Source organism: Shewanella metallivivens (assembly GCF_028750675.1).
GTDB lineage: Bacteria > Pseudomonadota > Gammaproteobacteria > Enterobacterales > Shewanellaceae > Shewanella > Shewanella metallivivens.
The window spans coordinates 92,989-119,206 of sequence record NZ_JAQQPZ010000004.1 but is presented as its reverse complement, the minus strand read 5'-3'; the positions used below and the strand labels follow the sequence as shown (position 1 = coordinate 119,206).

At 43.3% G+C, this 26,218-nt stretch carries 22 protein-coding genes, 1 CRISPR repeat array and 1 riboswitch (1 of these 24 cut by a window edge); of the genes, 19 read left to right on the top strand and 3 right to left on the bottom strand.

The features are described 5' to 3' along the window. Positions 1 to 22: 22 nt before the first annotated feature. From PQR79_RS07505 to PQR79_RS07490, 4 genes are all read left to right on the top strand, one after another. Entirely contained in the window at positions 23 to 1,645 is a 1,623-nt protein-coding gene (locus PQR79_RS07505) for a di-heme oxidoredictase family protein (RefSeq protein WP_238106750.1), read from the top strand. Between the two features lie 174 nt (positions 1,646 to 1,819). Then, complete coding sequence (gene hemG / locus PQR79_RS07500; RefSeq protein WP_238106751.1) at positions 1,820 to 2,341, top strand: menaquinone-dependent protoporphyrinogen IX dehydrogenase; 522 nt, start codon at positions 1,820 to 1,822, stop codon at positions 2,339 to 2,341. 5 nt (positions 2,342 to 2,346) lie between these two features. Continuing rightward, complete coding sequence (locus PQR79_RS07495; RefSeq protein ID WP_238106752.1) at positions 2,347 to 2,862, top strand: cytochrome b/b6 domain-containing protein; 516 nt, start codon at positions 2,347 to 2,349, stop codon at positions 2,860 to 2,862. A 215-nt stretch (positions 2,863 to 3,077) separates the two neighbouring features. After that, entirely contained in the window at positions 3,078 to 4,049 is a 972-nt protein-coding gene (locus PQR79_RS07490; RefSeq protein ID WP_238106753.1) for an aldo/keto reductase, read from the top strand. Between the two features lie 65 nt (positions 4,050 to 4,114). Here PQR79_RS07490 and PQR79_RS07485 read toward each other — a convergent pair whose 3' ends face one another. Both PQR79_RS07485 and PQR79_RS07480 read right to left on the bottom strand, forming a co-directional pair. Continuing rightward, entirely contained in the window at positions 4,115 to 4,771 is a 657-nt protein-coding gene (locus PQR79_RS07485; RefSeq protein WP_238106754.1) for a thiol:disulfide interchange protein DsbA/DsbL, read from the bottom strand. Between the two features lie 114 nt (positions 4,772 to 4,885). Then, positions 4,886 to 5,578 carry a DNA-J related domain-containing protein gene (locus tag PQR79_RS07480; protein ID WP_238107199.1) on the bottom strand — a complete coding sequence of 231 codons (693 nt, stop codon included), beginning with the start codon at positions 5,576 to 5,578 and terminating at the stop codon, positions 4,886 to 4,888. 299 nt (positions 5,579 to 5,877) lie between these two features. On the opposite strand from PQR79_RS07480, the gene PQR79_RS07475 reads away from it, so the two are divergent. The 6 genes from PQR79_RS07475 to PQR79_RS07450 all read left to right on the top strand — a co-directional run bounded on the left by PQR79_RS07475 (position 5,878) and on the right by PQR79_RS07450 (position 13,040). Next, entirely contained in the window at positions 5,878 to 6,444 is a 567-nt protein-coding gene (locus tag PQR79_RS07475) for a phosphoribosyltransferase (RefSeq protein WP_238106755.1), read from the top strand. Between the two features lie 154 nt (positions 6,445 to 6,598). Continuing rightward, on the top strand, positions 6,599 to 8,515 hold the full coding sequence (locus PQR79_RS07470) for a peptidase U32 family protein (protein WP_238106756.1): 1,917 nt from the start codon (positions 6,599 to 6,601) through the stop codon (positions 8,513 to 8,515). 126 nt (positions 8,516 to 8,641) lie between these two features. Next, entirely contained in the window at positions 8,642 to 8,953 is a 312-nt protein-coding gene (locus tag PQR79_RS07465; RefSeq protein WP_238106757.1) for a DUF3622 domain-containing protein, read from the top strand. A 119-nt stretch (positions 8,954 to 9,072) separates the two neighbouring features. Further along, positions 9,073 to 9,735 (top strand): hypothetical protein, encoded by a 663-nt coding sequence (locus PQR79_RS07460; RefSeq protein WP_274408432.1) that lies wholly within the window; start codon positions 9,073 to 9,075, stop codon positions 9,733 to 9,735. 146 nt (positions 9,736 to 9,881) lie between these two features. Further along, a riboswitch (cobalamin riboswitch) is annotated at positions 9,882 to 10,062 on the top strand. Between the two features lie 129 nt (positions 10,063 to 10,191). Further along, on the top strand, positions 10,192 to 12,183 hold the full coding sequence (locus PQR79_RS07455; RefSeq protein ID WP_238106759.1) for a TonB-dependent receptor: 1,992 nt from the start codon (positions 10,192 to 10,194) through the stop codon (positions 12,181 to 12,183). Positions 12,184 to 12,299: 116 nt separating this feature from the next. Beyond that, positions 12,300 to 13,040, top strand: coding sequence for an HDOD domain-containing protein (locus PQR79_RS07450; protein ID WP_238106760.1), 741 nt, complete (start codon positions 12,300 to 12,302; stop codon positions 13,038 to 13,040). Here the strand turns inward: PQR79_RS07450 and PQR79_RS07445 are convergent. Continuing rightward, complete coding sequence (locus PQR79_RS07445) at positions 13,020 to 13,925, bottom strand: LysR family transcriptional regulator (protein WP_238106761.1); 906 nt, start codon at positions 13,923 to 13,925, stop codon at positions 13,020 to 13,022. The two genes, PQR79_RS07450 and PQR79_RS07445, sit on opposite strands and share 21 nt — an antisense overlap. 380 nt (positions 13,926 to 14,305) lie before the next feature. On the opposite strand from PQR79_RS07445, the gene PQR79_RS07440 reads away from it, so the two are divergent. The 9 genes from PQR79_RS07440 to cas2 all read left to right on the top strand — a co-directional run bounded on the left by PQR79_RS07440 (position 14,306) and on the right by cas2 (position 23,622). After that, entirely contained in the window at positions 14,306 to 14,512 is a 207-nt protein-coding gene (locus tag PQR79_RS07440; protein ID WP_238106762.1) for a dodecin, read from the top strand. Positions 14,513 to 14,634: 122 nt separating this feature from the next. Next, positions 14,635 to 15,456, top strand: coding sequence for a WYL domain-containing protein (locus PQR79_RS07435; RefSeq protein WP_238106763.1), 822 nt, complete (start codon positions 14,635 to 14,637; stop codon positions 15,454 to 15,456). 139 nt (positions 15,457 to 15,595) lie between these two features. Beyond that, entirely contained in the window at positions 15,596 to 18,079 is a 2,484-nt protein-coding gene (gene cas3 / locus PQR79_RS07430) for a CRISPR-associated helicase Cas3' (protein WP_238106764.1), read from the top strand. A gap of 31 nt (positions 18,080 to 18,110) precedes the next feature. Then, positions 18,111 to 18,815: a type I-C CRISPR-associated protein Cas5c gene (cas5c, locus tag PQR79_RS07425; RefSeq protein WP_238106765.1), complete on the top strand. Its 705-nt coding sequence runs from the start codon at positions 18,111 to 18,113 to the stop codon at positions 18,813 to 18,815. Continuing rightward, on the top strand, positions 18,812 to 20,779 hold the full coding sequence (gene cas8c, locus PQR79_RS07420; protein WP_238106766.1) for a type I-C CRISPR-associated protein Cas8c/Csd1: 1,968 nt from the start codon (positions 18,812 to 18,814) through the stop codon (positions 20,777 to 20,779). Before cas5c ends, cas8c begins: the two co-directional genes overlap by 4 nt. 16 nt (positions 20,780 to 20,795) lie before the next feature. Beyond that, a complete protein-coding gene (gene cas7c / locus PQR79_RS07415) occupies positions 20,796 to 21,665 on the top strand; it encodes a type I-C CRISPR-associated protein Cas7/Csd2 (protein ID WP_238106767.1) in 870 nt (289 codons plus the stop codon). Next, positions 21,665 to 22,288 carry a CRISPR-associated protein Cas4 gene (gene cas4 / locus PQR79_RS07410; protein WP_238106768.1) on the top strand — a complete coding sequence of 208 codons (624 nt, stop codon included), beginning with the start codon at positions 21,665 to 21,667 and terminating at the stop codon, positions 22,286 to 22,288. Before cas7c ends, cas4 begins: the two co-directional genes overlap by 1 nt. After that, positions 22,285 to 23,316 (top strand): type I-C CRISPR-associated endonuclease Cas1c, encoded by a 1,032-nt coding sequence (gene cas1c / locus PQR79_RS07405; protein WP_238106769.1) that lies wholly within the window; start codon positions 22,285 to 22,287, stop codon positions 23,314 to 23,316. The genes cas4 and cas1c overlap by 4 nt, the downstream gene beginning before the upstream one ends. Before the next feature lie 12 nt (positions 23,317 to 23,328). Continuing rightward, positions 23,329 to 23,622, top strand: coding sequence for a CRISPR-associated endonuclease Cas2 (gene cas2, locus PQR79_RS07400; protein WP_238106770.1), 294 nt, complete (start codon positions 23,329 to 23,331; stop codon positions 23,620 to 23,622). Between the two features lie 173 nt (positions 23,623 to 23,795). Next, positions 23,796 to 26,218: direct repeats of the CRISPR family, unit length 33 nt; unit sequence AATCGCGCCTCCCGCAGGCGCGTGGATTGAAAC (it continues 735 nt past the right edge of the window).

Genomic DNA, 26,218 nt, shown 5'->3' with positions numbered 1-26,218 from the left:
GGCTTATTTGAGTGAGCCTGTAATGAATCATTTCTCGAAACAACCTTATTTTTTATTAGCCTTGATGGGGCTAACCTTAACGGCATGTGGTGGCAGTGGCGACGACAGCGGCGCACCCACCACACCAACAGTGAGTTATCCATCTTATACAGATGTCATCGCGTTAGGCGGTGACACCACAACCTTTGATGCCAGTAACTCAGGGCATGGATTTTCTACCCCGTCATTAAACTTAACCGAAGATGAGCTTGCATTGCACCTAGAGGGCGATGCTAATTTTGAAGCGTCATTTACCACAGCACCTAACAGCGAACACCCAGAGTTAGATGGCTTAGGGCCGGTATTTAATAACGCCGATTGTAATTCATGCCATCAACGTGATGGCCGAAACTCAACGCCGTTTTTAGCGGCTGACCAAACTCGAGTCAAACTCGACTCTTCTGCTGGGATTTTTTTACGGATCAGCAAAGCTGCCGATCATCCCTGTACCGTTGGTTCGGCAGACAACCAATATTGCGCTCCCATTAAGGTGCCTGATTTTGGTGACCAACTCTTTCATCGTGGGGTATTAAAAGCCCGTGCCGATTGGCAAGACAATGCGTTTGTCGGCCAGGCCGATGTGTATTTATCTTATGAACGTCACGATGTGACTTATGCCGACGGTGTAGTCGTTAGCCTTAAAAAACCGATTTTTGAGGTTGAAAATCCCTATGACGCACCCGGCGAAACCAAACAAAGCACCAACGTTACCTCCAATTTATTGCAAGACGATGTGTTAATGGGCTGGCGTAATGGCATGCCAGTCTTTGGCCTAGGGTTACTCGAAGCCATCCCAGAAGCGAGTATTCTGGCAAATGTCGATGCAGAAGACAGCAACAACGACGGCATTTCAGGTCGTGCAAATTGGGTATTTGATGCGGTAAAAGCGCAGCAAGGTGACGAAAATCCCGTCTCTTTAGGCCGATTTGGCTGGAAAGCCAATACCCCTAGTGTGCGGGTACAATCGTTAGGTGCTTTACGAGGCGACATCGGTATTACTAACCCACTGTTTCCCGATGAAAGTGTCGTTGGCACCAGTTTGCACGACTCATATTTAACGCGAACAGGTTTTATTGATACTGGCGAAGATGCCAATGGCGAGCCTGAAGCCAGTGCAGCATTTAGTGATTCGGTGGTTTTTTATGCCGAAACATTAGCCGTGCCAGCAAGGCGCAATGTTGACGATAGCGATGTTCGCGAAGGCGCGCGGCTGTTTGAACAGCTTAATTGTAGCGGTTGTCATACACCGTCGTTTGTCACCAAAACTTCGGGCGATATTGGTGGTTTACCGATGAGTGACAGTTTAAAAGGCCAAACGATTTATCCATTTAGCGACATGTTGTTACATGACATGGGCGAAGGCTTAGCCGATGGACGGCCAGACTTTTTAGCCGACGGTAACGAGTGGCGCACCCGCCCATTATGGGGCATTGGGTTAACGCAAACAGTTAATCCGCAAGCGGGCTTTTTACATGATGGCAGGGCAACAACACTAGAAGAAGCTATTTTATGGCATGGTGGAGAAGCGCAGCAATCAACTGATGATTTTATGGCACTCAGTCAAGATGAGCGTAATCAAGTGATTGTGTTTTTACGCTCGTTATAATCAAGGTTACATGTAGCATTACGACTTACCCTAGCGGGTTAGCTAGGGTATTTTGTGTATTACTTCACATTGCTACCATAGCGGGTTGCAATGGCGTGATCGGTTTCATGTAAATTTATCATTCAGTAAGCTAAGATATTGTATTACTTTATATGATTTCAATTTGAGGTCAGCATGAGCCACATTTTACTGATCCACTCGAGTGTCCATGGTTATACACAAAAAATATGTGAATACCTCAAAGGCAAGCTAGAAGCCCAGCAGCAACACGTTACTATCGCGCCCTTGTCTGAGGTGCCTGAGCTAGCTAAGTTCGACAAAGTGTTTATCGGTGCCAGTATTCGGCACGGTAAGCACCGTCCAGCCCTATACCAGTTTATTGAAGACCACCGTAAAGAGTTAGAAAGCATCCCCAGTGGGTTCTTTTCTGTCAGCTTAGTGGCGCGTAAACCGCTTAAAAACACCCCACAAACGAACATGTATATGCAGCAGTTTTTAAGCCAAAGCGTATGGCAACCTAAGCTTTTACAAGTGTTTGGCGGTAATTTAGATTACCAAGGCTATGGAGCAATGGACCGAAATATTATTCGCTTTATTATGTGGATAACCAAAGGGCCTACCGATCCCAATACCAAAGTAGAGTTTACTGATTGGCAAAAAGTCGATGAATTTGCTCAGCAAATGATAGAGGCTTAACAGTCATGAAATTCAAGCAGTTATGGCAACGTATTGAAGTGATGTTACATCCATTAGTGATGTTAATGTGCTTGCTATTAATTTGCACCAGTCCGTGGATCCTTATTGGCCGTCAACTTGGCTCGCGTGCCAGTTTTTGGGATTTTTTCCATGTATATGTTGGTTTATTCACTGCTTTGTTGGCCATCATGTTTACTTATAAAGTGTGTTCAGCAGGGCAATGGCGCCAATTTTTTCCTTGGCTAACGCTTGAGTTCAAACCACTTCTTGCTGATATGCGCGGTTTACTGCAGGGGCAATTACCTCATTCAGGAGGCAAAGGCTTAATCAGTGTTATTGAAGGCATAGGGGTTATTTTATTGCTGCTAGTGGTAATCACTGGTGGTGTTTGGTACGCGGTAGAGCCTAACGCTGCATTAGTGTGGCGCGGTTATCATATTCTGTTTGCACAAGGATTTATCGGTTTTATTGCGTTGCATTGTTTATTGGCACTGCTACATCTTAGAGACTTTTTTAGTTAGCCGTGGGTATCATTGATTTGTGTAAAAAGGTGTTGCTCTGGCATGTTGCAGCCCTTAACGAAGTAACATAAATTCTGTTATCGATAAGCGTTAACCCAACACCACGGGTATTGTTTAGTGGTTGTTTTATCAAATCATAATTTTGTTTTTTGCGCTTCACCTTCATCAATAAACCTCTACACTAGTGATATCCTTATTTAAAGAGAGTTTATTTAATGTCAGTGCTTCCATTACAAAATGTATTACCTCATGTGAGTTCGTTAGCCTACGGCTGTATGGGGTTGGGCGGAGGTTGGAATAATAACCCTATTTGTGCCAGCGATATTCAACAGACTCACGACATTATCGATACCGCATTGCAAAACCAGATTAATTTTTTTGATCATGCAGACATATACACATTCGGTAAGGCAGAAACGGTATTTGGCCAAGTGTTAAAGCAGCGGCCTACATTGCGCGATAACCTATACTTGCAAACCAAATGTGGTATTCGTTTTGAGGACCATCAAGGCCCAAAGCGATACGATTTATCATCGGCTTGGATCACCCACAGCGTTGAAAAAAGCCTCACTGCGTTAAACACAGATTACATTGATGTATTACTGCTTCATCGACCAGACCCATTAATGCGAGTGAGTGAAATTGCAGACACATTTCATCAGCTAAAAGCGGCGGGTAAAGTGCGCTTTCTTGGTGTGTCTAACATGCAACAGCATCAAATAAGCGCCTTGCAACGGGCACTGAATGAACCGTTAGTGGTCAATCAAATTGAGATGAGCTTGCAAAAACATGCCTGGGTTGACGAAGCCGTTTACGCAGGTAATCAAGACGGTAAAGACATTAACTTTACCCCAGGTACACTCGAATATTGCCATCAACATGATATCCAACTGCAAGCTTGGGGCAGTTTATGTCAGGGCATTTATAGTGGCATTAGTACAACAGGGCAATCTGATGCAGTGCAACGCACCAGTCAACTTGTTGCTAGGTTAGCGGCTGAATACGGAGTCAGCCCAGAAGCCATTTTACTCAGTTGGTTAATGTTACATCCAAGCCAAATTCAACCTGTTATTGGCACAACCAACCTCGAACGGATAACGGCTTGCGCGCAAGTAGGAGCAATATCCCTAAGCCGCGAGCACTGGTATGCATTGTATGTTAGTGCTAAAGGGCACGAGCTTCCTTAAAAGGCTGCACAGTTCAATAAAAAATGGCTATCCACTGGATAGCCATTTTTATTTTATAAGGTTAATTACTTTTCTAATGCGAGATAGTTAATTAAGCCAATAATGTCATCAAGGGTACGCATTTCATTTAAGTTAATTGCGTATTTATCGTTAACAATAAAAGCGGGCACGCTTTGTACCGCGTACATGACTTGCTGCTGACGCCATAAACCCAGTTTTTTATCGGTTGCCGCGCTGTCGGCAACGTCATCATACTGCTTGGCATCAACACCAAATTCAGCAAACACTTTTTTTATGTCATCACGGCTGTTAATCAGCGATTTATGCTCATGTCCTGCCGCGCTATGATCATGGCCAGCGTTATTGTCTTTACCTTGAATGGCACCAAACATGGCAATTTTTAATGCTTCTTTGTTATCTAATTCGTGGATAACCGCTAATGAACGCATGACTTCTGTGCCTAAATCACTGTTCATAAAGTCGACGTGTTTGCTGTCAAATGCCACTCTTTTGTCTAAGCCTTTTTTAATTTCTGGTAGATATTGGCTTTCCATGTTGAAGCAGTTATGGCAATAAAAAGAAAAAAACTCAGTCACTTTAGGTTCGCTAGGGGCCATGTTGTTTGAGATTTGAGTGTAATGGGTTCCTTCAACAAACTGCGCTGCAAAACTGGTAATAGGGGCAACCGCTAAGGTGACGGCTAAAGCTAAATATTTAAACATGAAGACCTCAAAATGGAGATAAATTTAAAGACAATATTGCCACTAATGATGGCATAAATAACCAAGTGTAGTAGCAAAATTAGTGTGATCTAGCTGTGATTTGCGCGAATTGGTTTACGCATTACTCTGATGAGCGCTGCCTAAGGCTCTGTCTCGCAGGGTTTGCCATGCTTCGCATACTTCGCGGAACCTATCAGCATCACCGTCGTCACGATCTGGGTGCCATTTAAGGGCCAGCTTGCGCCATTGTTTGCGAATGTCTTTGTCGGTTGCGGTTTCATCTAGCTCGAACACTTTTAAAGCATGCCCTTTATGCATTAATTGAGCATTAACGCCAATAAATTGCTGATAGCTCGACCAAAATGATTCAAGCATTTCACGCACCACATTGACGCTGGCATCGTAGTTATTCCAGTCTAAATAATAATCACGTAGCGCACCGTCTCTAACATGTTGAATATCTGCATTCGCAGGGATGACTCTAAAAATTTGAATCTCCATCGCTTTGACTTGCAGCCATTGCCTTGGCAATAGCATGTCTTGTAGCTCATAAAGGGCATTCATTAGCAAGAAATTACGTTTGAAGAGATCTTTCTCTGGCATTGGGTCGAGGTCGTGCATTAACCCTTTAGTTTGAAGTTCACTGGCTAAGTGATGCACTTTCCAGCTTTGACGTGATGATTTGAGTAAGGTTAACAAAGGCCAAATAAGCGGATTGTCACCTTTAGGCTCTCTTATCGCGCGAGCATCAGTGGAGTGAGACAGAGCATTTGCTGAATGATTTTGGGTATTTTTGTCGAGCAGCATAATGGCGTATTCATCCTGAATTGGCGATATAGTTAACAAATGGTTAAAAAACACTATGCCATAGCCATGGTGAATGACAAGTAGATTTTTGTTGTCAATGCTGCCCATTCAGCCTATTTGGGCTCAGAGAGGCGCACGAGCATAAGGATTAATTTATTCATTTACACCACTTGATGATAAGTTAAGCGTTAACCGAATAACTTTATGCTGACTTTGATCAATTATTTCTGATTCTTACAGGCAAGATCGTTTTATTTGGTATAAAATTCGCCGCACTAAAATAACCAGAGGCCTTACCAATGACTGATAAACACTATATTAGCGCGCAACAACTTCTTGAAGATTCATTTCGACTGGCTGCGCAAGTATATGACAGTGGTTTTAGACCGCAGTTTATTGTCGGTATTTGGCGTGGCGGTGCACCGATTGGTATTGCAGTGCAAGAATATTATGACTTTAAAAAAGTCGAAACAGACCACATTGCAGTGCGCACTTCATCGTATTATGGCATCGGCACCGACAAGCAAGATAAAAACATTAAAGTACACGGCTTGCATTACATTATTGAAAATGCCAATGCCAGCGACGGATTATTAATTGTTGATGACGTATTCGATTCAGGTCGCAGTATTGATGCCTTAATTGGCAAGCTTAAAAAGTTTATGCGCCTAAACGTACCAAACGATATTCGCATTGCTTGTCCTTACTACAAGCCAAAAAACACCAAAGTTGACTTAAAGCCTGACTATTTTATTCATTCATCAGAAGATTGGTTGGTGTTCCCGCACGAGGTGTCGGGCTTGGATCCAAAAGAAATTGCTGAAGGAAAATCGGACTTTAAAAACATCCAAGAGCTGTTTTTATAAACAAGCGAGTTAGTCGCAATTTTTCTTAGAACTTTGATTAAAGTTTGCTAAAATACAAGACTATGCGAGTGCGTCAACATACTCATATCAAAGAGACGATATCAGTACGTTGGCGCACTTTTTTATCCGAATTGAGCGAAATTTAGTTAACATTATGGTTTCTGTAGAATTGTTTACCCCCGAGGCTCCGGTAAAGCGCCAACTTGAACTGCTAGCACCGGCCAAAAATGCTGATTACGGCATTGAAGCCATTCGTCATGGTGCTGATGCGGTTTATATTGGTGGTCCTGCGTTTGGCGCGCGTCATAATGCGGGCAACAGCGTTGAAGACATTGCCCGTTTAGCGGAGTTTGCTCATCGTTACCATGCCCAGGTGTTTGTGGCATTAAACACTATTTTAATGGATAACGAGATAGACAAAGCGCAAAAGCTCATTTGGGAACTTTACGAAGCCGGTGTCGATGCCTTGATTATTCAAGATATGGGGGTATTGCAACTGGATTTACCGCCCATTGCCTTGCACGCAAGTACGCAAACCGATAACCGCAGCCCAGAGAAAACGGTGTTTTTAGAGCAGGTTGGCTTTTCTCAGGTGGTATTGGCTCGCGAGCTGAACATTCCGCAAATTCGTGATATCGCTGCTAGCACCAAAATGAAGTTAGAGTTCTTTATTCATGGGGCCTTATGCGTAAGTTACAGTGGTTTGTGTAATTTAAGCCATGCGTACTCAAACCGCAGTGCTAACCGCGGCGAATGTTCGCAAATGTGCCGCCTACCGTGTAATTTAACCACGCGTGACGGTGACGTATTAGCTGAAAACCAGCATTTATTGTCACTTAAAGACAATAACCAAACCGATAACCTAGAAGCCTTGATTGATGCCGGAATTAGCTCGTTCAAAATCGAAGGTCGCTTAAAAGACATTACCTATCTTAAAAACGTTACTGCTCACTATCGCCAGCAATTGGATGCCATTATTGCTAAACGTAACGATTTGGAATCAATTTCCCATGGTCGCTGCGAGTTTAACTTTACGCCCGACCCAGATAAAAGCTTTAACCGCGGTAAAACCGATTACTTTGTTAATGAGCGCACAGAAGCCATTGAGCATTTTAGCTCGCCAAAGTTTATTGGTGAAAAAATTGGTCGCATTACCCAGGTCGGAAAAGATTTTATCAAAATTGATACCAGCGAAAGCGGCAAAGACATTCAGTTTAATAATGGTGACGGCCTGTGTTATTTCGTTGAACATTATGAAACTCAGCGCCTGTCTGACGACAAATTATCAGGTCTACGCGTTAACCGCGCCGACGGTAATACCTTGTATTTAACTGAGGTACCAAAAGACTTAAAAACCGGCGTAATGATGTTCCGTAACTTTGACCATAAGTTTGAATCAACACTAAACAAGGACTCGGCAACCCGTAAAATTACTGTTGATATGCAATTTTTTGATACCGATGACGGTGTGGGGTTAACCATCACCGACGTACACAATATTAGCGCCACCGCAACGCTCACATGCGACAAAGCCCCCGCAAACGATCAAGCAAAAACCGCTGACAATCTTAAAAAGCAGCTGGGCAAATTAGGCAGCAGTGATTTTGTGTTAAACAAGGTCAACTTACACACCGCGCAAATGTGGTTTTTACCTGCGTCGATGGTGAATGAACTGCGCCGCGATACCGTAAGCGCATTAATGGCGGCACGAGTGGCTGCATATCAACGTCCAGAACGTTGGGTGCATAATAAAGAAGCGCGTTTCCCACAGAAGGCGTTAAGCTTTTTGTCTAACGTCGCCAACGAAAAAGCCAAATCGTTTTATGAGCAACATGGGGTGATTCAAATTGAAGACACCTACGAAAAGAACACCGTACTCCATGATGCGCCATTAATGGTGACCAAACACTGCTTACGCTATAGCTTTAATTTATGCCCTAAAGAAGTTGAGGGTATCAAAGCCGATCCTATGTTTTTAGACGTGGGTAAAGACAAGTTAAAGCTGGTGTTTGATTGCCATAAATGTGAAATGATGATTGTGGGTTCAAACCAGTTAGTGAAGCAGCCATAACGCGCTCACAAAAAAGCGTTAAAAATAACCAATAATAGCTGCCCAAACTCGTGAGTATCGAGTACACTGCGCGGCTGAATTTCATGGGTTTTGCATTGCGATGCCCAAAGTAGGATAGAAAAGATTATGAGCGATAGCAAAAAGTATGGTTTACGTGTCACACAAGTTGAAAACACGTGGAAAACCGAAATCACTCGTCGTATGACAGCGACTAAAACCGTCGTATCAAAAAGCCAAGATGGTTTTGCCACAGAAGCAGAAGCCATTGCATGGGGCGAGCAGTCATTACAGGGTTTCTTGTCAAAGCAAGCTGACCGTAACAAGCGTAAAACTGAAAAGCACTTAAAAGCAAAAAGCTTAGCGGCTGCAATCGCTGCAGAATCCGCTATTGATGAAGACGAAATCATTGACGAAGAAGACGAAGACGACTTCAACTAAATGCTGCTCAAAATAGGTAAATGTTATAGATAAGTTTTAATTTCGGTATGTTCAGGATAGGATATACTTAATTAGAATGATTTTTAAACTAACTAATTCCTTGCAAGGATGTCATTGGGATGAACAAAGTCGCTGCATTTATCTGCTACGCGGGGTGCGCTGGAATAGCCTGTCTATTGCCTCATGCCGCGTATGCAACATTACCAGCATTAGTTACCTTGGACTCCCAAAGTGACGCATCCGGTGTGCTCGTTATGTCGAGCGATGTACAAAAGCTTATCACTGTCTCTAAAACCTTCGGTTTTTTACCTCCCTTAGCGTGGAAGCTCGCCTTTAATGAAAAGCGCGGCGATATGACCATGGCTGAATTTATTCCTGCTAATGAAACCCTTAACAATTGGTCAAACCTAGTATGTATGCAAGGTTTTGAAGGCTTAGCGGAAGATGTTGACCCCGCTGAATTTTTAGACTCCATGGCTAACACCTATCAAGAGCATTGCCAAGGTGAAGTCATTTATCAGCAATTGGGCAGCTTAAAAGTGGAGGGGCTGGAAGCCGTACATGGCTTATTAGGGTGCACCAGCATGCCTAATATTCATAACACGTCAGCTATCGCTTCAACTTCTTACATTACTAGTCCACGTGGTGAGATGGGATACTTTACGGTGATCAGCGATGATAATGATATCTACCTCGTACATAAATCTATTCGTACCGCAGTGTTTAGTGCTGAGTCGGCGCCTATTAATCAAAACAACTATCGCGACTTTATGGCTGAGTAATTCACTCAAACATTAACGTGAATAATCTGCGAGTTGTTTTTTGTTTTGTGACTATCAGCTAAGCTGTGCTTCCGCTATAATCCCGCTGCTGTTTATACTGTACAAACCTAGGTGATAACGCTAGGTAGATAAGCAAAATCTTCAATAATTTAGTCAACCTTTACGGTGCCAATGTTGAGTTTACTCGACCCATTGGAGAATCGGGAAACCAGTGAAAGTCTGGTACTGCCCCCGCAACGGTGATGGGTGAGAACTTACCTAAGTTCGCGTGTACTGATTAAGTACCACAACCTCAGTCCGGAGACCGGCCATAAAGGTGATTTCGATGATTTCGGTGGGCAGATCTCGAGATGTGATGTTATGCCGTTTTTGGTTTACTCAGATGAGTAAGCCGCAAAGTGGTGGTCAATATTGCGGCGCTTTTGCCCCATTTTTCCTTTTAGGAGTTAAAGGTAAATGGGTACTAAACCAACTACACTCGCACTATTAATCAGTGCAATGCTTTGCGCAACGAGCCTTAACGCTGTTGCAGCACCAACCTCGACACAATCAATACCTAGTGCGTCAACCGAGTCTGATGTGACAATGGACGAGACGATTGTGGTTATTGGTCGTAATCAGGCTAATCCGTTAAATATTGCTGCCAATGTTGATGTGATCGATGCTGCCGATATTGAAACCAGCGGTGCCACTAATTTAACCGATTTACTCCGTGGTCAATCAGGTATACAAGTATCAGATAACAACTCTGGTGCGGTATTTTCGATGCGCGGATTTTCGGCTTCGCAAGCCGTAAACAACACGTTAATTTTAGTCGACGGTCGTCGTTTAAATAACATTGATATTTCAGCCCCAAGCGTTGAATCCATTCCACTTAATCTTATTGAACGTGTTGAAATTTTGTCAGGCAGTGCTGGCGTGCTGTATGGCGATCAGGCTGTTGGTGGTGTCATTAATATTATTACTAAAGCACCAACACAAACTTCTGGCGGCCTGCAAGTCAGTGGTGGCAGCTTTGATACCTATGAAGCCAAAGGTGATATCTCGGGTGCTATCAACGACACCTGGCGTTACTTTTTAGCTGGTAGCTATAATCAAAGTGACAATTACCGTGACAATAACGAAAATGAAACCGGCTCAATTTTAGGCCGTATTCAGTATCAAACAGACGTAGAAGATTTTTTTGTTGAAGTAAACTACTTCGACAACGATCGCCAGACGCCTGGCGCATTAACTCTTGCACAATACCAAGATAACCCTCGCCAAGTTGCTTCGTTTTCTGAGGGTGAATACTCACATGAAATGACAACAGCACTTCGCAGTGGCTATCAATATCAAGTGACCGACGTATGGGCATTAGGTGCTGATTTAACCTATTCTGATTCACTCACAACCAGTTTGTTATATGGTGGAGCAGGGCGAATTGAGCGTGATTTATTGAGTTTTTCGCCAAAAGCAACGGCTCACTATCAACTGGCTCATGGTGAGCTGACATTAGTCACTGGGATTGATGTGAGCCGCGGTGAAGCTGACTTTGATACCTTATATATTCAACGTAATAACGAACAAACGATGCAAAGCGCCTATGTTCAAGCCACTGTGCCGCTAAGTTCAACATTGTCATATGTTGTCGGTGGTCGTTATTCTGAAGTGACTGACGATTTATCAGATCAATTACTTTACCCAGAGGGAATTGAACTCGACAATGACGCACACGCACTGGAGCTTGGGTTTAATTACCGTCCAAGTGCTGAGCATCGTTTTTATGTACGCGCCAATGATAACTTCCGTTTTGCTAAAGTGGATGAGCAAGCTTACACACCATTAGACGTGCAGGGATTAGACCCACAAACAGGTCGCTCATACGAAGCCGGTTGGGATTACACTACTGCCACTCAAATGTTAAAAATCAATGCATACCAACTCGAGTTAGAAGATGAAATCGTTTACGACAGTAGTCGTACCGATGGACCTTATGGTGGAGGTGCTAACGTTAATGCTGATGAGTCGCGCCGTTTTGGTATCAGTTCAAGCTACGAAGTACAGTTATCTAAAGATTGGCTGATGGGTGCATCGTATGACTATATTGATGCCAAATTTACTCAAGGTGACAACGATGGCAAAGCGTTATCTTGGGTGGCAGAACATTCTGGTAAAGTGTTTATGAGTTACGACTTTGCAGAACATTGGCAAACGTTTGTTGAAGGCATATACACAGGCGAGCGATACATGGAAGGCGATGACAGTAATGCCGACGACAAACTTGACAGTTATGTACTGACTAACCTCGCGTTAAATTATCGCCGTAATGCATGGACAGCCAGTGTGCGTGTCGATAACCTGCTAGATGAAGATTATGTTGGTACAGGTTATTATTCAGCTTATGGTAATGGTTATTACTCAGGTACAGGCCGCTCATTTAGGATCACTGCCGGTTACCGCTTTTAAAAGGTAAATCTAAGCGGTATGAACACCAAAGCCAGTAAACTATTACTGGCTTTCGTTTTAATATATCGTTAAATTAATTTATACCCAGATTGACTCACCAAAGGTAACTGATGCATATGACAAATCTTGAACAACAAGTACTGATTCAAGTTCAAGCTATTATTGGCAATGAAGAACAGGTCATTGGTCGCCGTGGTATTTTGATCCCGTTAAAAAAGGCCTTAATTAACGAAGCCGATATTCGGATTGTCATCGATACCGTTTCGGCGGATCCTGCACTCGCCGCTCATTTATTACAACGCAGTAATACCGCCCAAAATGCCGGTGTTGTGTCAACAAAAAGCCGCAGCGTGAAAGATGCCTTAATCCGCTTAGGGCAGGTGAATATTTACCGTTATGCGTTTTCGTTTTATTTAAAAGAGCGGCTTGATGAACTTGCCGAGCCTTACAAAAAATTAGTACAAGGTTACTGGGCATTAAACGAAGCCATAGCCCATGAGTGCATCGAATTATTACGTCTAGAGAGTGAAGCGGGGACGGCAATCAAAGTTGATGCCGATGAAGTGCAAACTTTAGCTTTGTTCAGTGTGTTTGGCCAAGTGATTGCGTTGACGGCTTTTGCCTATTTAAACGCAGAGCTACCAAGGCCTGTATCGTTAAAAGTGCTTAAATCGCTAATAGAACAACAGCAGCAAAAACTGTCGTTAGAAGCATTTGAGTCGCTAGGACTGGATGATGATTTACGTGATGAGTTTTTAATCGCTCATAACTTACGTCAAACACAAAATCCTGACTCGGCAGGACTTGTGCTTAGACGTGTGTTATCTAAACGGAATCTATTGATTAATCCGTTGTAGTGCGAGCCCTTCACTTGCGACAAGCTCAAGCCACTTTTGAATCAAATTTGCATTAGTGGCGTCTCTGCGATAAGCGCCAAACAAAGGGCGTTTCAGTCCTTCTGCACCTAATTTCACTGCCGCTAAACTCAAGCCTTGGCTCTCGCGAATTGACCATGTGGGTAGCGTCGCGACACCATCATTACAGGCGACTCGTTGCAATAACATTGAGGTCAAATCGCATTGCTTTTGTTCGCCAGGTTCAACACCCGCAGGCTCTAAAAAGTGTTTGTAAATGTCTAAGCGCGCTAATGGCACAGGGTAGCTAATTACTGTTTCTTTAGCCAAATCAGGCGGTGTCACATACGCTTTCTTCGCGAGCGGATGTTCGCTTGATGTGACTAGCTTTACCTCAAAATCAAACAAATGTTGATACGCCACACTGTGGCCTGGTACAGGATCTGAGGTCAGTACAATGTCCAATCCACCGGTTTGCAGTGCATTGAGCGAATCAAACAAATGACGGCTTGAAATATCAACCTGCGCATCGGGAGCATGTTGCTTAAACTGTTCAATCACCGGCATCAACCAACGAAAACAACTATGGCATTCAATGCCTAACTTTAACTGCTGGCTTTCACCTTCAAGACCACGTTTAAGATCAGATTCAGTTGCAATCACCTTTGGTAAAATTTCTTCTGCTAAATTCAGCAGTCGCGCACCTTCATGGGTGAAAGTTAACGGTTTACTTTTTCGAACAAAAATCGCTGAGTTAATACGAGTCTCTAACTCTTTTATTTGATGAGAAAGCGCCGACTGGGTTACAAACCGTTTTTTAGCTGCACCCGCCAAACTGCCACTTTCTTTTAACGCCATCAAGGTGCGAAGGTGTCTAAGCTCTATCATTTTCTCTCCACATGAATCTTGCTCAACTAGCTGATGAAATCAATTCGATTGCTTGACGGGAGAATAACACAATAAACTTCTAGACGTCCAGACGCCTGTATGAGTTTTTTTACATATTTAACTATTAATTTTAGTTAATAAAGCGACTTTGCTGTATACAATATTCAATAACTGAGTTCTCCATTATTACAAAACCCGTTACACGATTAACTCAAGCACTTATTTGAAGAGAAGACGCTTGCCTGCATCACATGATTGAAACCATATCTCTAAAGTCTCGAGCGACAGAAAAAGGCGAACAGACAAGCTTAAGACTATACTGATAAAGGATTAATCATTTATCAGTCGCGCTTGAATGAGCTGAAAATAAGGAGTTAAGCATGAGTCATACTTACAAAATAATAGAGCTTGTTGGTTCATCACCCATCAGCAGTGACGAGGCGGTAAAAAACGCCATTGCGTCAGCCAATAAATCACTAAAGCATCTGCGTTGGTTTGAAGTGGTCGAAACCCGTGGTCATTTAGAAGAAGGCTTAGTTGCTCATTGGCAAGTCACTATTAAAGTTGGGTTTACCTTGGAAAGTTAATGTTTGCGGTTTAACGTCAGTGAAATTAATGCACCTACTTGTATTTGCAGAACAATATGATTGACCGAATCGTGAAAGCGATTTATAACATGGCTAAGGGCACATTAAACACAGTGACGTGAATGGCAAAGGATTTGTCTTACAAACGCTTTCTATTTATAGAAATGCTAGCATGGTGGCAAGGCAGCATAAGTAACAAACAGCTTATGCTGCAATTTGGTATAAGCCGCCAACAGACCTACAACGATTTTAAGCAATATATCCTCAAATACCCGCTTAATCTGCTGAAAACAGAACAAGGGTATATTCCTGCACAAACATTTTCCCCTCAGTTTATTTCTGGTGAGCTCGGCCAGTATCTACACTGGTACGAAACCCACACCATTCTCGATAAAAGTTACCAATCACCTCAAGTGGCACATGTGTCGATACCGGATCGCATTGTATCAGTACAAATAATACGATTACTTGTTGCTGCCATGGAGCAACAAAGACGCATAGATGTTCAATATGTATCGTTATCTCATCCAGAAAACGATGGTCGTATTTTTCACCCCCATACTTTTGTCAATACAGGCTTACGCTGGCATGTAAGAGGTTATTGTGAAAAGTCACAAGCGTACAGAGACTTAGTGATCAGTCGTTTTAAAGGTGAGGCTGAATTACTCGATAACTCAACACATCCGGTATCTGGGGACCATGCATGGCAAACGATTATTCCAATCGTGTTGCAGCCAGATTACCGTTTAACCGACGCGCAAAAATGGGTGCTTGGTAACGATTTTACCCTCACAGATGGTCAATTGGTCATTAAAACACGGGCTGCATTAGCACACTATGTTCTGCGCGAAATGCAGATCAATATCAAAATGCTAGACGGCACACCAGAGGCCCAACAATGGGTGCTTGTAAACCAAGATGACATAAAACAGTGGCTATTTTAATGCGAATGCCAATAAACGCAGCAAAATCACTGTAGTCACTTAGCCAAAGGTAAACTGACTTTACCTGTGCAAAACAACAGTATAGATGAGTAAATATTAAACGGTATACAGTGCAAGGACTTGGCACAAAGAGGTGAATATGGACGACTTAAGCCTATCGGATTTAAAAACGATTTACGTAGCACATCCAGACTTTAAGGGTAAACAGCATCAAAGTGTCAAGGCGCATTTATGGGCTGTGAGTGAGTTGGCTGGCAAACTATCTAAGAAGGTGGGTTTTGAAAAGCAAGGCCAACTCATTGGTTTAATGCATGACTTTGGAAAATACAGCAGTGCATTTCAAAATTACATGCGTCTTATTATTACAGAGCAAACAGGTTATAACCCTGATAATGATGAGGGTAGCTCTGAAAGTCCAACGAGCAAAAGTTTAAAAGGTAAAATCGACCATTCAAGCGCCGGTGCTCAATGGGTATTAAAAGCTCTGTGGCCTCACATAGGGAAATTGCAGCAACAAGACCAAACACTTACACCGTACGGACTAGCAATTGCTCAAGCACTCAGTATGTGTATTGCATCACACCATAGTGGGCTGATAGATAGTTTGTCAGAAAGTGAAAACGTTTTTACAAACAGAATTAAAAAGCATGATGAATTAACTCACCTAAAAGAATGTAGCAAAAACGCTGATCCTGAGTTACTTTCGCAAGCGCAGTTACTCGCGAGTTTTGAGTTTATTTTAGAAAGCAGCAAACATCTTAAAGCTATGTTCGATAGGTTCGAGCTTTCAGCAATTGAGCATGACTATTATCTTGGCATGTTTACCAAAATGATGTTTAGTTGCCTAATAGATGCTGACCGAATTGACAGTGCTGATTTTGAGCAACCTTGCAATAAACTTGAGCGCTTTAAGCTGCCTGATTGGGCGTTTGCTTGCGATAGAATTGAAAGCTTTATCGTTCAGTTTGATCCAGTTAATCCAATCGATCATATTCGAGCTGAAATATCAGATAATTGTTTTCATCGTGCGCAAGATGAAACAGGAATATACAGTTTAACCGTGCCTACTGGGGGCGGTAAAACATATGCTAGCCTGCGCTTTGCTTTGCATCATGCCAAAAAACACAACCTAGATAGGATTATTTACATAATCCCATTTACCTCGATCATTGAACAAAATGCCAATGCCATTCGTGGGGTTTTAGATGAGGTGAATACTGATGATTGGGTTTTAGAGCATCATTCAAGCCTAGAACCAGAGCAACAAACGTGGCGCTCAAAACTTGCCTGTGAAAATTGGGATAAGCCCATAGTACTTACAACCATGGTGCAGTTTTTAGAAAGTGCGTTTGCCAGTGGTACTCGCGGGTCAAGGCGTATGCACCAACTCAGCAATGCGGTACTGGTTTTTGATGAAATTCAAACGCTTCCTATTCGTTGTGTGCATCTATTTAATAACACGATTAACTACCTAACGCGGTTCTGCAACACCACGGCGTTAATGTGTACCGCTACCCAACCTTTACTCAATCAGTTACCCGACCCAATAAAGCCATTTGGTGAACTGCAATTATCGCAAGAAAATGAACTTACCCCAAATATCGACAAGCTCTATCAACAGCTAGAACGAGTGAGCTTAAAAAACATAACAAAAAAAGGCGGTTGGAATGAAACCGAAATCACAGAATTAGTTCAACAGCAATTATCAGCGGCAAAAAGCTGTTTAGTGATTGTAAATACCAAGGCGTGGGCGAAAACGTTATTTCAATCGTTTGGAAGCCAAGTTACTGATGAAACAAAAATCTTCCATTTAAGTACCGGTATGTGTTCGGCTCACCGTAAACAAATTTTAGATGAAGTCAGAGAGCGGTTAGCAAGCGGGTTGGCAACTTTGTGTATTAGTACACAGCTTATTGAAGCGGGGGTGGATGTTGATTTTGGCTGTGTAATTCGATTTGTTGCAGGGCTTGACTCAATCGCTCAAGCGGCAGGGCGTTGCAACCGAAATGGCAAGCAGCAAAAAGGCCATGTTTTTGTGCTTAATCCTGTTAAAGAAAATATTGGCATGCTCCACGATATTAAAACGGGTATTGCAGCCACAATAAGAATATTCGCCGAGTTTAACGAGAACGACTTGCTTAAACCAGAAGCGATGAACCGGTATTTTCAATACTACTTTTATGAGCGCCACAAAGAGATGAGCTATCCGGCGAAGCAAGACCAAACCTTGCTTAATTTATTAAGTAGCAATCTAAGAAATATCAATAAAACACCGTTTGCCCTGAAGCAGTCTTTTATGACGGCTGCCAAACAGTTTAACGCCATTGATGCGCCCGTGCATTCAGTGATCGTGCCGTTCAATGAAGAAGCAAAAGTCATCATCACGCAGTTATGTGCGCTAGATAAGCGCTTTGATGCATCAAGTTATCGCTGCCTGTTAAAAGCCGCACAAAAATACAGTGTGAATATATTTCCCAATGTTTGGCAAAAGCTCATTGATCAGCAGGCAGTGTACCCAATAGCACAAGACGAAGCCGTATTTTATTTAAGTGAGGAATTTTACAGGCAAGACTTTGGTTTGAGCTTAGAGGTAGCCAATGTTCAGTCAGATTTAATTGTTTAAATACGACCACGTTTTTAACAAGGAGAGCCATGTGAAAAACAGTATTAGTTTTAGATTATGGGGCAGGTATGCGTTGTTTACCGACCCTATCACCAAAGTCGGAGGTGAAAAGTGTACCTATCACATTCCCACCTACGAGGCGATAAAAGGCGTTTTAAAATCGATCTACTGGAAACCAACACTCGTTTGGCATGTTGATAGAGTTAGGGTGATAAAACCACTACGTACTCAAACCAAAGGCACCAAACCATTGAACTGGGGAGGGGGTAATACTTTAGCGTATTACACCTTTTTGCATGACGTTGAATATCAAGTTGAAGCGCATTTTGAGTGGAATGAGCATCGACCCGAACTTGCGAAAGATCGAGTCGATGGTAAACACTTTGCTATTGCTAAACGCATGCTTGAAAAAGGTGGCCGACAAGACATCTTTTTAGGCACTCGAGATTGCCAAGGTTACGTTGAACCCTGTGTGTTTGGCGAAGGCGAAGGCGCTTACGATAATATTGACGAGCTAGGTTTTGGCTTAATGTTTCACAGTTTTGGTTACCCAGATGAAACAGGCAACGACGAACTGATTAGTCGATTCTGGCATGGCGTAATGAGAAACGGCGTAATTGAATATCCAGTTGTTACAGCCTGTCCAGTAATGCGCCACGTGAGAAATATGTGCGCCAAAAGTTTTGAGCTTGAACAAAACGTGCAAAGTGTTGAGCAAACGGAGACTTGCTTATGACTTGGTTAACAACGCTTTATAAAACCTACGGTGAGCTTGAAAAACTCAATGACACCATGCCATTTGAACAACAAGTGATGCCAATTTGTCATACTCTGCAAAATGCGCATATTCATATAGCTATCAACAATAAAGGTGAGTTTATTCGTGCTGAAGTGCTTGAAAAAGCACAAGTAGTCTTACCTGCAACTGAGCAGTCAGCTGGGCGCAGCAGTGGTCTATGTGCACATGCATTGGCAGACAAAATTCAATATGTTGCGAAAGACTACGCTGTTTTTGGTGGCATTAAAAAGTCAGGATTTGAGCTCTATCAAGCACAATTAAAAGCTTGGTGCGAGTCTCAGTATCGCCACCCCGCAGTGCGAGCAGTGTACCAATATATTGCCAAAGGCACTGTGGTGGCAGACTTAATTGGTGACAAAGTTCTACATGAACACAGTGGGCAACTGCTTACAACATGGCAAGATGAGGGCGAAACTCCTGCACTATTAAAAATTCTACCGAAAGAAAAAGGGTTGTTTGATCAAGGTTCTGCGCTTGTATGTTGGAGCGTTGAAGTACCGGGCGAACCACAATCAAAAACTTGGCTTGACTCCAGCATTCAACAAAGTTGGATTGCTTTTGATAGTCAAAATGGTGAAAGCCACGCTCTATGTTATGCCACAGGCGAAGACAAACTTGTGGCGAGTAATCATCCAGCCAAAATTCGCCACAGTGGCGATAAAGCTAAATTAATTTCTGCCAATGACAAAAGCGGTTATACCTTTCGAGGACGTTTTTTATCAAATGAAGAGGCTTGCAACATTAGCTTTGAAGTAACACAAAAAGCGCACAATGCACTGCGTTGCTTGTTAACCAAGCAAAGTGTTTTCAGAAATGGTGATCAAGTTTATTTAGCTTGGGCGGTGTCGGCGAAAGAGGTGCCTGAACCAACCAAACCAGACTTTAATGACTTTGCCAGTTTCTTAGAAGAAACAGACAGCGTAGATCACTCACAAGATCTAGGCCGCGCATACGCCAATCAGTTAAAACGTCACTTTAACGGTATAAAAACTAAACACCAGTTGGATGATAACGAACAAATTGCGTTGCTGGGGCTAGATTCCGCCACGCCCGGAAGGATGGGGATATTGTATTATCGAGAAACCATTGCAAAAGAGTTTTTAGCACGATTAGAGCAATGGCAACTCGATCTTGGTTGGCAACAGAGAGTCAAAATCAACGAGCAGTGGCAATGGGTTTACAGTGCCCCGAGTTTATTCAGAGCGCTTGACGGTGTTTACGGCGACGTACTTAAATCAGCGGATACTTTAAAGAAGAACCTCATAACTCGTTTATACCCGTGTATTGTTGAGGGCAAACCTATTCCACAAGACATAATGCAAAGCGCGTTTCACCGAGCAATTAATCGTGTCGCCTATAAATCTGATCATACTTGGCTTTGGTTACAAAATTTAGGTATTGCTTGCTCGCTGATCAAAGGATTTTACACCCGAACACCCAATTCAACTATTCAAAAGGAATACCCAATGGCATTACAACTAGAGAATGCCAGTCGCGACTATTTGTTCGGTCGTTTACTGGCAGTGGCGAACAAGGTTGAAAAAATTGCGCTCTCAAGTAGCGAAGCAAACCGTTTAACAACGGCAGAGCGTTTTATGACGCAATTTGTTAATAAGCCTGCTTCAACATGGTTAAACATCAGCAATGCCCTAGTGCCTTACCAGCAACGACTTTTTAATAACTATCAAGGGTATGACAAAGTAACGAAAACATTGATTAGTCAAATAACCGATATGTTTAATCCTGTTGACTTTACCTCAAACCAAAAACTAAGCCCTGAGTTTTTGCTTGGTTTTCATAACCAAATGATGTGGTTAGAAACCCATAAAGTCGAGAAAGGTCAGTGGGTTAAAAAACTTACTACTGAGCAAACAACAGAATCCCTAGAAGAAACAGTTTAAGAAAAGGAACATCACTATGTCATTACAAAATAAAATCGATTTTGCATTAATTTTTAACGTATTAAACGCTAACCCAAATGGCGATCCACTTAATGGCAATCGCCCGCGTACCGATTACGATGGCTTTGGCGAAATTACCGATGTGTGTTTAAAGCGTAAAATTCGAGATCGTTTACAAGAAGCGGGTGAGAGCATTTTTGTGCAATCGGATGAAAAGAAAACCGATAGCATGACAAGCTTGCGAAATCGCGCCGAATCTGACGAATTTGGTTTAGGTAAAGACGCGTTCAACAGTAAAAAAACAGCGCCACACAAAGCTGCTCAATTATGCTGTGAGAAATGGTTTGATGTGCGTGCATTTGGCCAAGTGTTTGCGTTTAAAGGCACAGGCTCTGATGGTGTTTCAATACCTGTTAGAGGTCCTGTGACTATTCAAAGCGCTTTTAGTATCGAGCCCGTCAGTATTACTAGCACACAAATTACTAAAAGCGTCAGTGGCGAAGGTGACGGAACTAAAAAGTCATCAGATACCATGGGGATGAAACATCGAGTGGACAAAGCAACCTATGTTGCTTTTGGTGCAATGACGCCGCAATTGGCTGAAAAAACAGGTTTTAGCAATGAAGATGCAGCTAAGATAAAAGCGGTGTTGGTAAAACTCTTTGAAGGAGATGCATCATCAGCACGCCCAGAAGGTTCTATGGGAATTTCACATCTTGTCTGGTGGCAGCACGATTCCAAATCTGGGCAATACTCTTCTGCAAAAGTACACAACACGTTACGTGAGTATATTGAAAAAGGTTTACCTATCGAAACATCGGCACTTAATGATTCATTAATGTCGTCATTGCAAGGGTTAAGTCCAGAAGTGATAGAAGGTTTTTAATGGATGAGGTTCGCCTAGTTAATATCTCAGCACTGCAACACTTTGCTTTTTGTCAGCGCCAATGTGCGCTGATCCACTTAGAGCAAGTGTGGCAAGAAAACTACCTAACAGCACATGGGCGGCAGTTACATGAGCGAGTTGATAACGGCGAACCAGAAACCCGTAAAGGTGTGCGCTTTGAACGTGGCGTAGTAGTTACTGCGCCACAATTAGGTGTAACAGGTAAATTAGACTTATTAGAGCACCATAAACTAAGTAATCAATTCGTTCCTGTTGAGTATAAACGAGGTAAGCCAAAAGCCAGCGATATAGACAAAGTACAGCTGTGCGCGCAAGCACTTTGTATTGAAGAAATGCTATCAGTTTCAGTTCCAAATGGCGCACTTTGGTATTGGCAAACACGCAAGCGAATAGATGTTGAATTCGATAACCCACTACGAACGCAAACAAAAGCCTTAATAGCACAAGTGCAGCAGTTATTTATAAACGGAAAAACGCCTCCGCCAATAAAAGGTAAACACTGTAAGGCATGTTCTTTGATTGAGATATGTCAGCCAGATTTAACCAATAATGATGGTTCAAGCGGATACGTAGCCGCATTATTTGACATGGAGGTTGAATGAAAAAACTGCAAAACTCGCTTTATATCACCAAAGATGGCGTTTATTTGCATAAGCAACGCGAAACCTTGTTGATTGAACAAAAAGTGGATGGCGAAAAACAAAAACTGATGCAGCTTCCTATTCATTCTATTGGAAGCATATTTTGTTTTGGCAATATTATGGTTTCGCCGCAGTTACTTGGCTTTTGTGGTGAAAATGGCACGCATCTCGCTTTTTTTGATATGCATGGTCGTTTTCTAGCAAATGTTGTTGGTAAACAAACGGGTAATGTATTGCTGCGTAGGCAGCAATTTAGTGTTCAAGAGCAGGCTGCAAATGAACTTGCCAAACATATTGTCGCCGCAAAAATACGCTCATCTCGTATGTTGCTTTTACGCTTTAGGCGCAATCACAGCAGTACAGCACAGTTAGAAAAAGCCATTAAGCGTTTAAAGCAAATTATCGAGCAACTAAAAGGAGTGACCGACTACGGGACAATTTTAGGGCTTGAAGGAGAGGCGGCATCACATTACTTCTTAGCGTTTGCTGACATGTTTAAAGACAACGACAATACACAATTATTCAGTAAGCGCACACGCAGGCCACCCAAAGATCCTGTTAATGCTGTTATTTCACTACTTTACTCTGTGTTAGGGCAAGAGATTAGTGGCGCATTACAAGGTGTAGGACTTGACCCGCAAGTCGGCTTTTTACACAAAGAAAGACCAGGCAGAAATAGTTTAGCACTCGATCTATTAGAAGAGTTTAGAGCCTACATTGTCGATAGCATTGCCTTAAAACTCTTTAACAATAAAACACTCACCACGAAGGACTTTGACACAGATTGTCTCGGTGGTGTAACCATAAAAGACGAAGCGCGTAAGATAGTTTTTCAGGCTTATCAAGCTAAAAAACAAGAAGAAGTTATGCACCCTTTTTTGCAAGAAAAGGTGCAAATTGGTTTATTACCGCATGTTCAAGCCATGCTACTCGCACGGCATATACGTGGTGACCTAGCCCATTATCCTCCATTTGTGATCAAAAAATAAGGAAAGACTACCATGATGGTATTAGTCACTTACGATGTATCCTTTGTTAGTGAGGACGGTCAAAAACGCCTCAGGCAACTTGCAAAAGTATGCTTAGACTATGGTGTAAGAGTGCAATACTCTGTATTTGAATGTGAAATAGATGCAACGCAGTGGCTCATTTTTAAAGATAAGCTGTTATCAATTTACGACTCAGAAGTAGACAGTTTACGTTTTTATAAATTAGGTAAGAACTGGAAAACTAAAGTTGAACATCATGGTGCCAAAGTCGCCTTAGATATTTTTAGGGACCTTTTAATACTTTAGCCGCTATGCCTCAGCTCTCATTAAAATCCTAGTGATCTAGCGATTTTTAAGTTCTTTAAAAATAAAACTTTTATTTAATTTGATTGGTTACTTTTCGAAAGTAACAGTTTTTAGTATAAGTTAGCGGCAATAGCTTAGTTATGCTATGTCGTATCTAGCTTTCCTTGAAGGCTAATCGCGCCTCCCGCAGGCGCGTGGATTGAAACTTTTGAGGTTCGTTACGGTGTTAATGGCTGGCATAATCGCGCCTCCCGCAGGCGCGTGGATTGAAACATTTATAAGCGGAATAATTAAAGCGCCTTTGATGAATCGCGCCTCCCGCAGGCGCGTGGATTGAAACATTTGCAGAGTTTGAAGAGTATTGTGCAGAAGAAATCGCGCCTCCCGCAGGCGCGTGGATTGAAACTCAGAGCACAATCTATATTGATGTTGATTTGCCTAATCGCGCCTCCCGCAGGCGCGTGGATTGAAACAAGACTTGAACAGATGCGTAGAGTTCACCCGTTAATCGCGCCTCCCGCAGGCGCGTGGATTGAAACTTTTGAGGTTCGTTACGGTGTTAATGGCTGGCATAATCGCGCCTCCCGCAGGCGCGTGGATTGAAACCAAGCGTCTGCCGTTGGCACAATGGCGTCAATTAATCGCGCCTCCCGCAGGCGCGTGGATTGAAACTGATTTTTCATCAGCAGGTCTAATTGAGCCTCGAATCGCGCCTCCCGCAGGCGCGTGGATTGAAACAACTGATGATTACAATCAGATATTATTAAATATAATCGCGCCTCCCGCAGGCGCGTGGATTGAAACGACGTAATAGTCGTAATTCACTGTCGAGCGGTCAAATCGCGCCTCCCGCAGGCGCGTGGATTGAAACACTTGCTCAGCTTAACCGTGAGTGTGAAAAGCATAATCGCGCCTCCCGCAGGCGCGTGGATTGAAACATCTCCATAAATCCGCCCTTATTGGCAATTCATAATCGCGCCTCCCGCAGGCGCGTGGATTGAAACTCTACAGAAATGCAATTAAAATCATACGCAGCAAATCGCGCCTCCCGCAGGCGCGTGGATTGAAACTATGTCTATCAATTGCTGGTCAGGTATGTAGCGGAATCGCGCCTCCCGCAGGCGCGTGGATTGAAACTAGTAAATTACGTATATTTACCTAATAAAATTTAATCGCGCCTCCCGCAGGCGCGTGGATTGAAACCCCGTCAAGGGCGATACACGAGCTATTAAGGCTGAATCGCGCCTCCCGCAGGCGCGTGGATTGAAACATATAACACCTTTAAAAATTAACTGGCGCGAACGAATCGCGCCTCCCGCAGGCGCGTGGATTGAAACCACGTATCCCAAATCATCATGATCAAACCATAAATAATCGCGCCTCCCGCAGGCGCGTGGATTGAAACATGTTTAATTTAACCTTAGCGTGATTGCCTTTTAATCGCGCCTCCCGCAGGCGCGTGGATTGAAACCCATTGCTCTCAAATCTCTTATTTTGCCTTTGCAATCGCGCCTCCCGCAGGCGCGTGGATTGAAACTGCACAGTGAATTTTGGGTCGCCATATCTAATGGAATCGCGCCTCCCGCAGGCGCGTGGATTGAAACCCAGAATGACATGTCACGCATGTTATCAGCGCGAAAATCGCGCCTCCCGCAGGCGCGTGGATTGAAACCTCCAAATGCGGCATATTATCTCGTATATATGCAATCGCGCCTCCCGCAGGCGCGTGGATTGAAACAATTGATTTCCCGTTGTCTCATCATTGGCCATTAATCGCGCCTCCCGCAGGCGCGTGGATTGAAACTGAAATATACCGAAGCGGCACGGCATCAACGACAATCGCGCCTCCCGCAGGCGCGTGGATTGAAACGTTGACATTGGTCTGGCGCCTTGGCATACCGCAAATCGCGCCTCCCGCAGGCGCGTGGATTGAAACATCAACGTCAAAGAACACGATGCCTTGACGCGATAATCGCGCCTCCCGCAGGCGCGTGGATTGAAACATTTACAACGGGTATTGTGGCAACAATCACAGGGTAATCGCGCCTCCCGCAGGCGCGTGGATTGAAACGAGCGAACCAGTAAGCTGGGCGTTAAAGATATATCGCGCCTCCCGCAGGCGCGTGGATTGAAACTGATCTCCAACGTCTCAGCTTGGTTTGGATCTCAATCGCGCCTCCCGCAGGCGCGTGGATTGAAACCACTATTGCGCGTTATCGAGGCCAAACCTGTTGGAATCGCGCCTCCCGCAGGCGCGTGGATTGAAACAATCGTTCGGCTAGCTCCTCGGTTGTTGCTGTTGAATCGCGCCTCCCGCAGGCGCGTGGATTGAAACATTGCCATTAGGATCGATGACTGAAACAACAAAAAATCGCGCCTCCCGCAGGCGCGTGGATTGAAACAGAGTTTTGTATAACATCCAAGAGCTTGATTGGAATCGCGCCTCCCGCAGGCGCGTGGATTGAAACGTTTAAACCTGATTCCGGCATTTGGTCTGGTTTTAAATCGCGCCTCCCGCAGGCGCGTGGATTGAAACCGTTGCGTGTTGACAAGAACGTCATAATACATTTAATCGCGCCTCCCGCAGGCGCGTGGA